Annotated in this window: 14 protein-coding genes and 1 other RNA gene; 11 read left to right on the top strand and 4 right to left on the bottom strand. The window is 60.2% G+C overall.

Annotated features, from left to right (window positions below):
- Nucleotides 1-24: 24 nt before the first annotated feature.
- A complete protein-coding gene (locus K5R88_RS15790; protein WP_007905304.1) occupies nt 25-642 on the top strand; it encodes a glutathione S-transferase N-terminal domain-containing protein in 618 nt (205 codons plus the stop codon).
- Nucleotides 643-658: 16 nt separating this feature from the next.
- A complete protein-coding gene (locus K5R88_RS15785) occupies nt 659-1,072 on the top strand; it encodes a ClpXP protease specificity-enhancing factor (RefSeq protein WP_008037283.1) in 414 nt (137 codons plus the stop codon).
- A gap of 152 nt (nt 1,073-1,224) precedes the next feature.
- Here K5R88_RS15785 and K5R88_RS15780 read toward each other — a convergent pair whose 3' ends face one another.
- The 4 genes from K5R88_RS15780 to K5R88_RS15765 all read right to left on the bottom strand — a co-directional run bounded on the left by K5R88_RS15780 (nt 1,225) and on the right by K5R88_RS15765 (nt 4,671).
- Complete coding sequence (locus K5R88_RS15780) at nt 1,225-1,803, bottom strand: BON domain-containing protein (protein ID WP_008025960.1); 579 nt, start codon at nt 1,801-1,803, stop codon at nt 1,225-1,227.
- Nucleotides 1,800-2,393 carry a phosphoheptose isomerase gene (locus K5R88_RS15775; protein ID WP_008025961.1) on the bottom strand — a complete coding sequence of 198 codons (594 nt, stop codon included), beginning with the start codon at nt 2,391-2,393 and terminating at the stop codon, nt 1,800-1,802. Before K5R88_RS15775 ends, K5R88_RS15780 begins: the two co-directional genes overlap by 4 nt.
- Nucleotides 2,394-2,497: 104 nt before the next feature.
- On the bottom strand, nt 2,498-2,860 hold the full coding sequence (locus K5R88_RS15770) for a YraN family protein (protein WP_226298024.1): 363 nt from the start codon (nt 2,858-2,860) through the stop codon (nt 2,498-2,500).
- Nucleotides 2,860-4,671 carry a penicillin-binding protein activator gene (locus tag K5R88_RS15765; RefSeq protein ID WP_226298023.1) on the bottom strand — a complete coding sequence of 604 codons (1,812 nt, stop codon included), beginning with the start codon at nt 4,669-4,671 and terminating at the stop codon, nt 2,860-2,862. Before K5R88_RS15765 ends, K5R88_RS15770 begins: the two co-directional genes overlap by 1 nt.
- A 176-nt stretch (nt 4,672-4,847) precedes the next feature.
- Between K5R88_RS15765 and rsmI the strand changes: the two genes are divergently transcribed.
- The 9 genes from rsmI to mraY all read left to right on the top strand — a co-directional run bounded on the left by rsmI (nt 4,848) and on the right by mraY (nt 13,867).
- Nucleotides 4,848-5,753, top strand: coding sequence for a 16S rRNA (cytidine(1402)-2'-O)-methyltransferase (gene rsmI, locus K5R88_RS15760; protein WP_162130705.1), 906 nt, complete (start codon nt 4,848-4,850; stop codon nt 5,751-5,753).
- 75 nt (nt 5,754-5,828) lie between these two features.
- An RNA gene (gene rnpB / locus K5R88_RS15755) (RNase P RNA component class A) lies at nt 5,829-6,180 on the top strand.
- 353 nt (nt 6,181-6,533) lie between these two features.
- Nucleotides 6,534-6,989 (top strand): division/cell wall cluster transcriptional repressor MraZ, encoded by a 456-nt coding sequence (gene mraZ, locus K5R88_RS15750; RefSeq protein ID WP_008025967.1) that lies wholly within the window; start codon nt 6,534-6,536, stop codon nt 6,987-6,989.
- Nucleotides 6,986-7,933, top strand: a complete 948-nt coding sequence (gene rsmH, locus K5R88_RS15745; RefSeq protein WP_008037287.1) for a 16S rRNA (cytosine(1402)-N(4))-methyltransferase RsmH — start codon at nt 6,986-6,988, stop codon at nt 7,931-7,933. Before mraZ ends, rsmH begins: the two co-directional genes overlap by 4 nt.
- The gene (gene ftsL / locus K5R88_RS15740) at nt 7,930-8,223 is read left to right on the top strand and encodes a cell division protein FtsL (RefSeq protein WP_032828607.1); all 294 of its coding nucleotides are present in this window, start codon (nt 7,930-7,932) and stop codon (nt 8,221-8,223) included. The genes rsmH and ftsL overlap by 4 nt, the downstream gene beginning before the upstream one ends.
- Nucleotides 8,223-9,962 carry a peptidoglycan D,D-transpeptidase FtsI family protein gene (locus tag K5R88_RS15735; RefSeq protein ID WP_177318160.1) on the top strand — a complete coding sequence of 580 codons (1,740 nt, stop codon included), beginning with the start codon at nt 8,223-8,225 and terminating at the stop codon, nt 9,960-9,962. Before ftsL ends, K5R88_RS15735 begins: the two co-directional genes overlap by 1 nt.
- The gene (locus K5R88_RS15730) at nt 9,962-11,425 is read left to right on the top strand and encodes a UDP-N-acetylmuramoyl-L-alanyl-D-glutamate--2,6-diaminopimelate ligase (RefSeq protein WP_008025973.1); all 1,464 of its coding nucleotides are present in this window, start codon (nt 9,962-9,964) and stop codon (nt 11,423-11,425) included. Before K5R88_RS15735 ends, K5R88_RS15730 begins: the two co-directional genes overlap by 1 nt.
- On the top strand, nt 11,418-12,785 hold the full coding sequence (locus K5R88_RS15725) for a UDP-N-acetylmuramoyl-tripeptide--D-alanyl-D-alanine ligase (protein ID WP_008025974.1): 1,368 nt from the start codon (nt 11,418-11,420) through the stop codon (nt 12,783-12,785). Before K5R88_RS15730 ends, K5R88_RS15725 begins: the two co-directional genes overlap by 8 nt.
- Nucleotides 12,785-13,867, top strand: coding sequence for a phospho-N-acetylmuramoyl-pentapeptide-transferase (mraY, locus tag K5R88_RS15720; protein WP_008037292.1), 1,083 nt, complete (start codon nt 12,785-12,787; stop codon nt 13,865-13,867). Before K5R88_RS15725 ends, mraY begins: the two co-directional genes overlap by 1 nt.
- Nucleotides 13,868-13,870: the final 3 nt, after the last annotated feature.

Below are 13,870 nucleotides of genomic sequence, written 5' to 3'. Positions count from 1 at the left end.
TTTCAACAAGCGAGGAGGACCGCCATGGGCGTGACCAATCGGTTGGCCTGTTACTCCGACCCCGCCGACCACTATTCCCACCGAGTGCGCATCGTACTTGCAGAGAAGGGTGTCAGCGCCGAGATCATTTACGTGGAAGCTGGCCGCCAGCCGCCTAAACTGATTGAGGTGAACCCTTACGGAAGCCTGCCCACCCTGGTCGATCGTGACCTGGCGTTGTGGGAGTCGACCGTGGTGATGGAATATCTGGATGAGCGTTACCCGCATCCGCCTTTGCTGCCGGTTTATCCAGTGGCGCGTGCCAACAGTCGTTTGCTGATTCATCGTATTCAGCGTGACTGGTGTGGTCTGGTGGATCTGATTCTGGATTCGCGGACCAAGGAAGCTGCCCGTGTCGTTGCTCGTAAAGAGCTGCGCGAAAGCCTGACTGGCGTGTCGCCGCTGTTCGCCGACAAGCCGTTTTTCCTCAGCGAGGAACAAAGTCTGGTGGATTGCTGCCTACTACCAATACTCTGGCGCTTGCCGATTTTGGGTATTGAACTGCCACGGCCCGCCAAGCCGTTGCTTGATTATATGGAGCGCTCGTTTGCGCGTGAGGCTTTCCAGGCAAGTCTGTCTGGCGTCGAACGCGATATGCGCTAAGGCTTAAGGAGCCGCTATGAACTCCAGTCGACCTTATCTGGTCCGCGCGCTCTACGAGTGGATTGTGGACAACGATTGCACCCCGCACATGCTGGTCAATTCCGAGTATCCGTCGGTGCAGGTGCCTCAGGGTTTTGCCAGTGACGGACAGATTGTCCTGAACGTATCGCCGGCCGCCGTGCGTCATCTGCACATGGATAACGAAGCGGTCAGCTTCGAGGGGCGCTTCGGTGGCGTGCCGCACACCCTGTACGTGCCTATCGCATCGATCCTGGGCATTTACGCCCGGGAGAACGGTCAAGGCATGGTGTTCGATCTGGAATCGCCTATGGAAGACGAGGAAGAGATCGAGCCGGATGATGATCTTCCGCCGCCGGACAGTGAGCCGCCGCGCCCAAGCGGTCGGCCAAGTTTGAAAGTGGTGAAGTAATAAAAAAGGCGATCCGAAAGGATCGCCTTTTTTATTACCTGTAGGAGCGGCCGGGCGGCGTTCCGTTTGCCGGCGAAGGCGTCCTCGAAATCGCCTTCGCCGGCAAGCCTGGCTCCTACAGGGTGATGGCGGTCTCTAGATCGCCGCTAGTATCAGTCGATGTACTCAAACAGCTTCACAATCTTCTGCACGCCGGAAACACCCTGCACCAGATTGGTCGCCTGAGCGGCTTCCTGCTTGGTCAGCAGACCCAGCAAATAGACGATGCCGTTTTCAGTGACAACCTTGATGCGCGAGCCCGGGATGTTCGGATCGGTGAGCATCTGGGTCTTGATCTTGGAGGTCAGCCAGGTGTCGTTCTGGCGGGCGAGGAAACCGGAAGGCGGCAGCACCTGCAGTTCGTTGTGCACCGTTTTCACGCGCTGCACGGCGGCAGCGGCCTGTTCGGCCTTGGCCTTGAGGTCGGCGCGTGGCGTTTGCCCGGCGAGCAGTACGACGCCGTTGAAGCTGGTGACGACGATGTGCGAATCGTTGTCCAGGGCTGGATCGGCCTTGGCGATGTTCACACCGACTTTGGTGTCGATCAGAGAGTCGTCGATCTTGCTGCCTAAGGTGCGTGTGCCGCGATCATCATCGATCGGCGCTTCACGGCTGGCATTCACCACCGAGGTGCAGCCGCTGATGCCGAGGCACAGGGTCAAGGCCAGAAGGCCTAGGCGATTAGGGGTCATTCTTCACTCCCGAACAGTTGGCTGTCGATCAAATCGCAAAGGCAATGGATCGCCAGCAGGTGGACTTCCTGAATACGTGCGGTGACGTTGGCCGGTACGCGAATCTCGACGTCCTCGGGCAATAGCAGCGACGCCATGCCGCCGCCATCGCGACCGGTCAATGCTACGACAATCATTTCGCGATCATGTGCGGCCTGGATCGCTTGAATAATGTTCGCCGAGTTGCCGCTGGTGGAAATCGCCAGCAGTACGTCGCCCGGCTGGCCGAGCGCGCGGATCTGCTTGGAGAAGATTTCGTTGTAGCTGTAGTCGTTGGCGATCGAGGTGATCGTCGAGCTGTCGGTGGTCAACGCGATGGCCGGCAGGCTCGGACGCTCACGTTCAAAGCGGTTGAGCAGCTCGGACGAGAAATGCTGGGCATCGCCCGCGGAACCGCCGTTGCCGCAGGAGAGCATTTTGCCTTCGTTGAGCAGGGCGTTGACCATCACTTGGCTGGCTTGCTCGATGTGCGGTGCAAGTACGTCCATCGCCATTTGCTTGGTGTCGATACTGGCCTGAAAAAGCTGGCGAATTCGGGATTGCATGTCCATCTGTGTGACCTTAATTAGCGCGGCTACTCGGCACATGAATGTGCAGCCCGCAAAGCAAAGAGCAAAATTGTCGGGTGAAAGTGTCCGGTTCGGGACGCACGCGATCAGCTGTCGAAGGCATTCTGCAGCCAGTTCAACTGATCGAGGCTGCTGTCGATGGCAACCACGTCGAAACGGCAAGGGGAATTGGCCCAACGCGACTCGCGCTGAAGAAAATACTGCGCGGCAAAAATCAATTTCTGCCGTTTGCGCTCATCGATGCTATCGAGCGCGCCACCCCATTGAGTGTTTTTTCTGTAGCGAACTTCAACGAATACTACTGTATCGCCATCAAGCATGACCAGATCAAGCTCGCCGCGTTTACACAACCAGTTCTGCGCCAGCAGGCGCAGACCCTGTTGTTGCAGATGCTCGAGCGCATGGCGCTCGGCATCTTTACCGCTTTGCTGGCTTGACCGGTCAGGCATCAGCGCGGGGTGTCCGGCAGGCGTTGAACCTGGCCGTTGGCGAACTGTGCCCACGGCAACTGGCGCACGACGCGCTGGTTCTGAGTCATGCCCAGGCTGCCCGATTGACCTTCGATGCGGCTGTCCGGCAGCGCCTTGAGTTGCCCCAGGCGCGGAGCCAGGCGGTAGGCGTCGACGCCCATCGCATACAAACGACCCAGGCTGCCGGCGGCTTGTGGCCATTGTGTGGTCACTTGCTTGCGCAGCGGGTCGTTGGCGTCCAGCAACCATGGGGTTTCGCAGAAGCGAATGCCGTTCATGTCGTTGTACTGGTTCACGTCGCCGCTGGCACTGAATACGTGGGACGTGGCGTAAACCGGCACATCGCCTGCGTATTGGAAGTTCAGGGTCGGTTTGATCTGCTGGGCTTGCTGAGGTGTGGCGGCCAGGAAGATGAACTCGATGTCCTGGCGACGCGAAGGCTGGGCGGCAACCTGCGAACCGACGGTGCTTTGCAGGCTCTTGGCACGACCTTCGCTCTGGCGCAGCTGGAACATGTCGGCAATCTGCTGGGCCAGTTGCACCGGCTGATCAACGCGCTCGGTGGCAACAATGCTGCCGCCGTTTGCCTGCCAGTCCTGGCTGAACGCTCGGAGTACGCGGTCGCCCCATTCGCCTTTCGGCACCATGATCGCGGCGCGATGCAAGCCATCGGCGCGAGCGCGACGGGATACTTCGCGGGCTTCGTCTTCAGCGGCAAGACCGAACTGGAACAACTGGGCCGGGCCTTGTTCGCCTTCGCTGTAGTTCAGCGCCAGGGTCGTGATCGGCAGCTGTGGGCGAGTGCTGAGCTGTTTGACCAGTGGTTTTTCCAGCGGGCCGACGACCAGTTGCACGCCATCGGCCTGAGCCTTGCGATAGAACTCGTCAAGGGAAGTCAGGCGCGAGCTGTCATAGAACTCGATGGCAGGCGGCTTCTGGCCGGCCTGTTGAGCCTGGTAGTGCGCTGCCATGAAACCTTCGCGAAGCGCTTTGCCGACCGATGCCAGCGGGCCGTCTTGCGGCAGCAGCAGGGCGATCTTGCTCAGAGGCTGGCTGGCCAGTTCCTTGAGTTTGGTCAGTGACAGCGGCAACTGAATGGCGGCCGGGTGTTTAGGGTTCTGGGTGCGCCAGTTGTCGATCACAGCTTGTTGCTGCTCAAGCGTGCCGGCCGTTTTAACCGCCAGCGCCAGGCCCATCCAGCCACCGAGGTCGTCCTTGGTGGTTGGCTGCAATTGGTCGGTTGGCAGCGAAGCGATCAGGGTCCAGATCGCTTCGTGGTTTTTGCCTGCCGCTTCACCGCTCAACATCGGCGCGATGAAAATACGCTCCCGTGCGGCGGCGAGGGTCTGGCCATCGGCCTCAAGGGCGCGAGCGTGCACGGTGCCGGTGCGAACCTGTTGTTCCTCCGGCAATTCACCCAGGCGTTGCAGGCTTGGATGGCTCAAAGCGGTCAGCGCCGCTTTCGGCTGATTGCGGGTCATGGCCAGTTCAGCCGCCAGCGTGTTGGCGAAGACCTGTTGGCCTGGCTTGAGTTGCTCGACCGGCACTTGTTGCAGGATTTGCGCGGACTGGCCGGCATTGCCCTGGCGATAAGCGAGGTCGGCCGCGCTCAGGCGAAACAGCGCGGCTTGTTCCGGCGTTTTGCTTTTGGCGGCCTGATCGAGCAGTTGCTCGATACTGGCATCCGGGGTCCGTGGAAGTTCGCCAAGGCTGGAAGAGGGCGAGCTGGCGCAAGCCGCCAGCAAGGCAGCGAGGCAGAGGGCAGTGAACAGCCGCAGGCAAGCGATCATGTAGTGTTCCTGATACTCGATCAAATAAGCGTGGAATTGTACCCAAGCACTGGCCGGGGCGCGATGCTACTGGCGTGAATCGATCAATTTAGCTCGTACAAATGTTGCAGCACTGCACCGTAGCCTGAAAAACCCGGGGTTGCTTGCGCGTATCGCAATCGTCGCTACGCGCTACAATGGCGGCTTTTACCGATCATGAGGTGTGCGCTTTGACTGCTCCAGGTGCTTTGAATTCCGCTGCTGGCTCGCTTTATGTGGTGGCGACGCCCATCGGCAACCTGGACGACATCAGTGCGCGTGCGCTGAAGATCCTGCGCGAAGTGGCATTGATCGCTGCCGAAGACACCCGTCACTCCCAGCGGTTGATGCAGCATTTCGGCATCCCCACGCCGCTGGCGGCTTGCCACGAACACAACGAGCGGGATGAAGGTAGCCGCTTTATTACCCGCCTGCTCGCCGGTGACGATGTGGCGCTGATCTCCGACGCCGGGACGCCGCTGATCTCCGATCCGGGTTATCACCTGGTGCGTCAGGCCCGTGCGGCCGGAATCAACGTCGTGCCGGTCCCGGGGGCTTGTGCATTGATTGCGGCGTTGTCGGCGGCGGGTTTGCCGTCGGACCGTTTTATCTTCGAAGGCTTCCTGCCGGCCAAGGCGGTCGGTCGTCGGGCTCGTCTGGAGCTGGTAAAGGAAGAGCCGCGCACGCTGATTTTCTACGAGGCCCCGCACCGGATCCTGGAATGCCTGCAAGACATGGAGCTGGTCTTCGGTGGCGAGCGTCTGGCGTTGCTGGCGCGCGAACTGACCAAAACCTTCGAAACCCTGAAAGGCCTGCCATTGGCCGAGCTGCGCGAGTTTGTCGAGTCGGACAGCAATCAGCAGCGCGGTGAGTGTGTGGTGTTGGTGGCGGGCTGGTCCGCCCCCGAGACGGAAGATGCCGTCAGCAGTGAAGCCATGCGCATCCTTAATCTGTTGCTCGAAGAAATGCCGCTCAAGCGGGCCGCAGCATTGGCCGCGCAAATTACCGGCGAACGCAAGAATGTCCTGTATCAGGTCGCGCTGGATAAGCAGAAGGGCGAGTAAATCCCGACGTGCAGGCGTGGCTGATGGCGTTTAACGCTTGTTCTTCGGCCGCTCTGCCGTTAACCTTCGCGGCGGAGAGTCGATCGGACAGTCGCTGCCCTCTATGAAAATTAGGGGGGAGGAAAGTCCGGGCTCCATAGGGCGAAGTGCCAGGTAATGCCTGGGAGGCGTGAGCCTACGGAAAGTGCCACAGAAAATAACCGCCTAAGCGCTTCGGCGCCGGTAAGGGTGAAAAGGTGCGGTAAGAGCGCACCGCACGTCTGGCAACAGTTCGTGGCTAGGTAAACCCCACTTGGAGCAAGACCAAATAGGGTCCCAAGGCGTGGCCCGCGCTGGGACCGGGTAGGTTGCTAAAGATGTCCAGTGATGGCCATCGTAGACGAATGACTGTTCAAGACAGAACCCGGCTTACAGATCGACTCTCCACCTTTTTCCCTCCCTGTTTGAATCGTTGAGCAGGGCGCTCGTAATGGCAATTTCCCTCCTGCACAATCAATCGCATAACCTCTTTTGTAATACCGAAAAAATCTTACTCTTAACAAACTACTTTAACTTCTGAACGCAGCCTTCTGTGCTGATTCAAGTTATCGAGCAAATTCATCCGCCAGATTGCCGTTACCCCTCCCAATACGCTCCTAAATCTCAGTTCTGTAAGGGTTTTCCTTTAATCCGCGCCTTGACGGTGCGGTGGCCGCATTCCTATAGTGTGCGCAAGTGGTGGAAAGTGGCATGAAGTGGGTTTTTTGAACGCAAAACGCTAATATTTGGAGAAACGCTGACGTGTTTCGCGGAGCTAACGCTATCAGTCTCGACGCAAAGGGCCGTCTCGCCATGCCGAGCCGGTACCGTGACGAGCTCGTTTCGCGTAGTTCCGGTCAGTTAATCGTCACAATTGATGCCGTTGATCCGTGTTTGTGTGTTTACCCCCTCGATGAGTGGGAAATTATTGAAACCAAACTGCGCGCACTGCCTTCGCTTCGCGAAGAGAACCGCCGCCTGCAACGTTTACTGATTGGTAATGCCGTCGACCTCGAGCTCGATGGCAGTGGTCGTTTCCTGGTTCCGCCGCGTCTTCGTGAATATGCCCGGCTGGATAAGCGCGCGATGCTGGTAGGCCAACTGAACAAGTTCCAATTGTGGGACGAGGATGCCTGGGATGCGGTTTCTGCCGCTGACCTGGCTGCTATTCAACAACCGGGCGCCATGCCTGATGAACTGCGTGATTTGATCCTGTGACTATTGATAGCGGCTTTAACCACATCACCGTACTGCTTGACGAAGCCGTCGAGGCTCTCGCCGTACGTCCTGATGGCTGCTATCTGGACGGCACGTTCGGGCGCGGCGGACACAGCCGGTTGATCCTCAGCCAGCTTGGTCCCGAGGGTCGGTTGCTGGGATTCGACAAGGATCCTCAAGCGATTGCCACCGGGCAGACGCTAGCGGCCGAAGACGGCCGCTTTGTCGTTGTGCAGCGCAGCTTTGCCGAGCTCGGTTCGGAAGTCGCCGAACGCGGTCTGGCCGGCAAGGTCAGCGGCGTCCTGCTTGACCTGGGCGTGTCTTCGCCACAGCTCGACGACCCTGAGCGCGGTTTCAGTTTCCTCAATGATGGCCCGCTGGACATGCGCATGGATCCGTCCCGCGGGATCAGCGCTGCCGAATTCGTCAACACCGCGCCGGTGGAAGAAATCGCCCGGGTGTTCAAGGAATACGGCGAAGAACGTTTCTCCGGCCGCATGGCCCGTGCCGTGGCCGAGCGTCGTGACATCAAGCCGTTTGAACGCACCGGCGATCTGGCTGAAGTCCTGAAAGTCGCCAACCCGGCATGGGAAAAGGGCAAGAACCCTGCGACCCGTGCATTCCAGGGCCTGCGTATTCACGTCAACAACGAACTGGGCGATCTGGAAGCCGGCCTTGAAGCTGCGCTGGAGTCCCTGGAAATCGGTGGCCGCCTGGTGGTCATCAGTTTTCACTCGCTGGAAGACCGCATCGTCAAACTGTTCATGCGCAAGCTGGTGAAAGGCGAAGCCGACAACCTGCCGCGCAACCTGCCGGTCCGTCACGTCGCGTTCGAACCGAAAATCAAAATCCATGGCAAAGCGCAGTCCGCCTCCGAGGCCGAACTCAAAGCCAACCCACGTTCCCGTAGCGCCGTCATGCGCGTGGCGGAGAAGCTGCGGTGAGCAAGCTTTTCGCCAAGCCACTTCCCGGCGGAAGCTTTTTCATGCTCCTGCTGTTTGTTGGCGTGCTCGTGTCGGCCATCGGCGTGTCGTACAGCGCCCACTGGAACCGTCAGCTGTTGAACTCGCTTTACAACGAGTTGAGCGTGCGCGACAAGGCGCAGGCGGAATGGGGTCGGTTGATTCTCGAGCAGAGCACCTGGACGGCGCACAGCCGCATCGAAGTCCTGGCCACCGAGCAACTGAAGATGCACATTCCTGGCGCCGCTGACGTGCAGATGGTGGCGCCATGATGAAACTCGAAGGCGCACTCTTTCCATGGCGGTTTCGCCTGGTGGTGGGTTTGCTCGGCGTCATGGTCGCGGCAATTTGCTGGCGCATCATTGACCTGCAAGTGGTCGACCGTGCCTTCCTCAAAGGGCAGGGCGACGCGCGTAGCGTTCGTCACATTCCAATTCCGGCTCACCGTGGTCTGATCACCGACCGTAACGGCGAGCCTTTGGCTGTCAGTACTCCGGTCACCACGCTGTGGGCCAACGCCAAGGAAATGCAAACGGCCAAAGAGAAGTGGCCAGCATTGGCGGCCGCGTTGGGTCAGGATCCGAAAGCCCTCGCCGAACGTCTCGAAGCGCAGGCTAATAAAGAATTTATCTATCTGGTGCGCGGGCTGACGCCTGAGCAAGGCCAGTCCGTGCTCGACCTGAAAGTGCCGGGCGTCTACGGCATCGAAGAATTCCGCCGTTTCTACCCGGCCGGTGAAGTGACTGCTCATATGGTCGGCTTTACCGACATTGATGACCACGGTCGTGAAGGTGTCGAGCTGGCCTATGACGAATGGCTCGCCGGTGTCCCTGGCAAGCGGCAGGTCATCAAGGACCGGCGCGGTCGACTTATCAAAGATGTTCAGGTGACCAAAAACGCCAAGGCCGGTAAGCCCTTGGCGTTGTCCATTGACCTGCGTCTGCAATACCTGGCCAACCGCGAACTGCGCAACGCGATCATCGAGAACGGCGCGAAAGCCGGCAGCCTGGTGATCATGGACGTGAAGACCGGCGAGATCCTCGCCATGGTCAACCAGCCGACCTACAACCCGAACAACCGTCGCAACCTGCAACCGGCGATGATGCGTAACCGCGCAATGATCGACGTGTTCGAACCGGGTTCGACCATGAAAGCGATCTCCATGAGTGCCGCGATCGAAACCGGCCGCTGGAAACCGACCGACACCGTCGAGGTGTACCCGGGCAGCCTGCAGATTGGCAAGTACACCATCAAGGACGTATCCAAGACTGAAGGCCCGGTACTCGACCTGACCGGCATTCTGATCAACTCCAGTAACGTCGGCATGAGCAAGGTCGCGTTCGATATCGGCGGCGAAACCATTTTCCGCCTGGCGCAGAAAGTCGGCCTCGGCCAGGACACCGGCCTCGGCTTCCCGGGCGAGCGCGTGGGCAACCTGCCGAACTACCGCGAATGGCGCAAGGCTGAAACCGCCACGCTGTCCTATGGCTACGGTATTTCCGTGACCGCGATCCAGTTGGTCCACGCCTTCTCGGCCCTGGCCAACAACGGTCGCCTCGCGCCACTGACCCTGATCAAGACCGACAAGGCGCCGCAAACCACGCAAGTGCTGCCGGAAGCTGTCGCCAAGACCATGCAAACCATGCTGCAACAAGTGATCGAAGCACCGCGCGGTGTATTCCGTGCGCAAGTGCCGGCGTATCACGTCGGCGGCAAGTCCGGTACGGCGCGTAAAACGTCGGTCGGCACCAAAGGCTATGCCGAGAATTCCTACCGCTCGCTGTTCGCAGGCTTCGGCCCGATGAGCGATCCGCGATATGCCATCGTGGTGGTGATCGATGAACCGACCAAAGCCGGCTATTTCGGTGGCCTGGTATCGGCGCCGGTGTTCAGCAAAGTGATGTCCGGGACCCTGCGCCTGATGAACGTCACGCCGGACAACCTGCCGCCGGTGCAGCAAGCCAACGCAACACCGGTTGTTCCGCTGAAAGCCAATGGAGGGCGCGGCTGATGTCTCTGAGCCTGAACAAGATTTTCGCCCACGCTGGCCGCGATCTGTTGATTCGCGAACTGACACTGGACAGCCGCAATGTGCGGGCTGGCGATCTGTTTCTTGCCGTTCCTGGCGGCAAGTTCGACGGTCGAGCGCATATTGCCGACGCCTTGCAGCGCGGTGCTGCAGCCGTGGCGTATGAAGTCGAAGGCGCGACCGTACTGCCGATCACCGACGTGCCACTGATTCCGGTCAAAGGCCTGGCGGCGCAGCTGTCCGATATCGCCGGGCGTTTCTACGGTGAACCGAGCCGCCACCTGAACCTGGTCGGCGTGACCGGCACCAACGGCAAAACCAGCGTGACCCAATTGGTTGCGCAAGCACTGGATTTGCTCGGCCAGCATTGCGGCATTGTCGGCACACTGGGCACCGGTTTCTATGGCGCGCTGGAAAGCGGCCTGCACACCACGCCGAACCCGATCGCCGTGCAAGCGACCCTCGCCGACCTGAAAAAGGCCGGTGCCAAAGCCGTGGCCATGGAAGTGTCTTCCCATGGTCTGGATCAGGGCCGCGTAACGGCATTGGCGTTTGATGTGGCGGTGATGACCAATCTGTCCCGCGATCATCTGGATTACCACGGCACCATGCAGGCCTACGGCGAAGCCAAGGCCAAGCTGTTCGACTGGAACGACCTGAAATGCCGGGTGGTGAACCTCGACGACGATTTCGGCCGGCAACTGGCGGCGGAAAAGCGTGAGTCGCGCTTGATCACCTATAGCCTGCTCGACAGCAGCGCCTACCTGTTTTGCCGCGAAGCGCAGTTCGACGACGAAGGCGTGCGCGCCACGTTGGTCACGCCGCAAGGCGAGCATCATCTGCGCAGCACCTTGCTCGGTCGCTTCAACCTGAGCAACGTCCTGGCAGCGGTCGGCGCCTTGCTCGGTCTCGACTACGCGCTGGACGAAATCCTCAAGGTCCTGCCGAAACTCGAAGGCCCGGCCGGTCGCATGCAACGCCTGGGCGGCGGTACTCAACCGCTGGTGGTGGTCGATTACGCCCACACCCCGGATGCGCTGGAAAAAGTATTGATGGCCCTGCGTCCGCACGCCAAAGGTCGCTTGCTGTGCCTGTTCGGCTGCGGCGGTGATCGCGATCGCGGCAAGCGCCCGCTGATGGCTGAAGTGGTCGAGCGTCTTGCCGACGGCGTGCTGGTCACCGATGACAATCCGCGCACCGAAGACCCTGCAGTAATTTTCGATGACATCCGCGCCGGCTTCACCAACGTGGATAAGGTGACGTTCGTCGCCGGTCGTGGTCAGGCCATTGCGCAATTGATCGCCAGTGCTTCGGTGGATGACGTGATTGTCCTTGCCGGTAAAGGTCACGAGGACTATCAGGAAATCAACGGCCAGCGTCATGACTTCTCTGATCTGGTCGAGGCTGATCGCGCACTGACCGCGTGGGAGGTGGCTCATGCTTAAACACTTGAAGCTGAGCGAACTGACTGGCGCGCTGAATGGCCGCATGATCATCGCCGATGCCACGTTTGATGGCGTCAGCATCGACAGCCGTGCGATCAAGCCGGGCCAACTGTTTATTGCCTTGACCGGCCCGCGTTTCGACGGCCATGACTATCTGAACGACGTGGCGAACAAAGGCGCGGTGGCTGCCCTGGTCGAGCGCGAAGTGCCCGACAGTGGGCTGCCGCAATTGCTGGTCAAGGACGCCCGTCAGGCCCTTGGGCAACTGGGGGCGATGAACCGTGCTGCGTTTACTCACCCAGTCGCCGCCATCACCGGCTCCAGCGGCAAGACCACGGTCAAGGAAATGCTTGCGAGCATCCTGCGCACACGCGGTCCGGTGTTGGCGACCCGTGGCAACCTGAACAATGACCTCGGCGTGCCGCTGACCTTGCTTGAACTCGCGCCGGAACATACCGCCGCCGTGATCGAGCTGGGTGCTTCGCGGCTTGGCGAAATTGCCTACACCGTTGGCATGACCAAGCCCCACGTGGCCGTGCTCAACAACGCCGGGACCGCCCACGTCGGCGAGTTCGGCGGGCCGGAAAAAATCGTGGAAGCCAAGGGCGAGATAATTGAAGGGCTGGCGGCCGATGGCATCGCCGTGCTCAATCTTGACGACAAGGCCTTCGACATCTGGAAGACCCGCGCCGCCGGTCGCAAAGTGCTGACCTTCGCCCTGAGCAACGTCAGCGCCGACTTCTACGCCAGCGATCTGGACCGCGATGCGCGCGGTTGCCCGGCGTTCAATCTGCACAGTCCTGACGGTGTGGAGCGCGTTCAACTGAACCTGCTCGGCACCCATAACGTCGCCAATGCCATGGCCGCCGCCGCTGCCGCGCACGCCTTGGGCGTGTCGCTGTCCGGCATCGCCACCGGCCTTGGCGCGGTGCAGCCGGTCAAGGGGCGCACCGTCGCGCAACTGGCCAGCAATGGCATGCGCGTGATTGATGACACTTACAACGCGAACCCCACCTCGATGTGCGCGGCCGTTGATATACTCGCCGGCTTTTCCGGCCGCACCGTTCTGGTGCTCGGGGATATCGGCGAGTTGGGCGATTGGGCGGAGCAGGGGCACCGCGACGTGGGCGAGTATGCCCGTGGCAAGGTTTCTGCGCTTTACGCGGTCGGGCCATTGATGACTCACGCCGTAAACGCTTTTGGCGAGCAGGCTTATCACTTCACCACTCAGGCTGAACTGATCAAGGCCCTCGGCGCCGAGCAAGACACAAACACCACCATTTTGATCAAGGGCTCGCGCAGCGCTGCGATGGAAAACATCGTTGCCGCTTTGTGCGGGTCCAGTCTGGAGAAACATTAATGCTGCTGCTGCTAGCGGAGTATCTGCAACAGTTCTACAAAGGCTTCGCGGTCTTTCAGTACCTGACCCTGCGCGGGATTCTCGGTGTGCTGACCGCGCTGGTTTTGTCGCTGTGCTATGGCCCGTGGATGATCCGCACGTTGCAGAACCGTCAGATCGGTCAATCCGTTCGTAACGACGGCCCGCAATCGCACCTGTCCAAATCCGGCACCCCGACCATGGGTGGCGCGCTGATCCTGTCGTCCATCGGCGTCAGCACCTTGCTCTGGGCTGACCTGAGCAACCGCTATGTGTGGACCGTGTTGCTGGTGACGTTGCTGTTCGGTGCTATCGGCTGGGTCGATGACTATCGCAAGGTCATCGAGAAAAACTCCAAAGGCCTGCCGAGCCGCTGGAAGTATTTCTGGCAGTCGGTGTTTGGTCTCGGCGCGGCGATCTTCCTCTATATGACCGCCGCGACGCCGGTCGAAACCACCCTGATCCTGCCAATGCTCAAGGACTACAGCATTCCGCTGGGCGCAGGTTTCATCGTGCTGACTTACTTCGTGATCGTCGGTTCGAGCAACGCGGTCAACCTGACCGACGGCCTCGACGGCCTGGCGATCATGCCGACCGTGATGGTCGGTGGTGGCCTGGGGATCTTCTGCTACCTGTCGGGTAACGTGAAATTCGCCGAATACCTGCTGATCCCGTACGTACCCGGCGCCGGTGAACTGATCGTGTTCTGCGGTGCGTTGATCGGTGCGGGCCTCGGCTTCCTCTGGTTCAACACCTACCCGGCACAAGTCTTCATGGGCGACGTCGGCGCGCTGGCGCTGGGCGCGGCCCTGGGCACCATCGCGGTGATCGTTCGCCAGGAAATCGTCCTGTTCATCATGGGCGGCGTGTTCGTGATGGAGACCCTGTCAGTCGTCATTCAGGTTGCTTCCTTCAAACTGACCGGTCGCCGTGTGTTCCGCATGGCACCGATTCACCACCACTTTGAACTCAAGGGCTGGCCCGAGCCGCGTGTGATCGTCCGTTTCTGGATCATCACCGTGATTCTCGTGCTGGTCGGCCTTGCCACCCTGAAGCTGAGGTAGAAA

It is taken from the genome of Pseudomonas sp. MM213, assembly GCF_020423045.1.
Classification (GTDB): domain Bacteria; phylum Pseudomonadota; class Gammaproteobacteria; order Pseudomonadales; family Pseudomonadaceae; genus Aquipseudomonas; species Aquipseudomonas migulae.
Note: the sequence above shows the minus strand (reverse complement) of the source record. Positions and strands in the feature narration are given on the sequence as shown.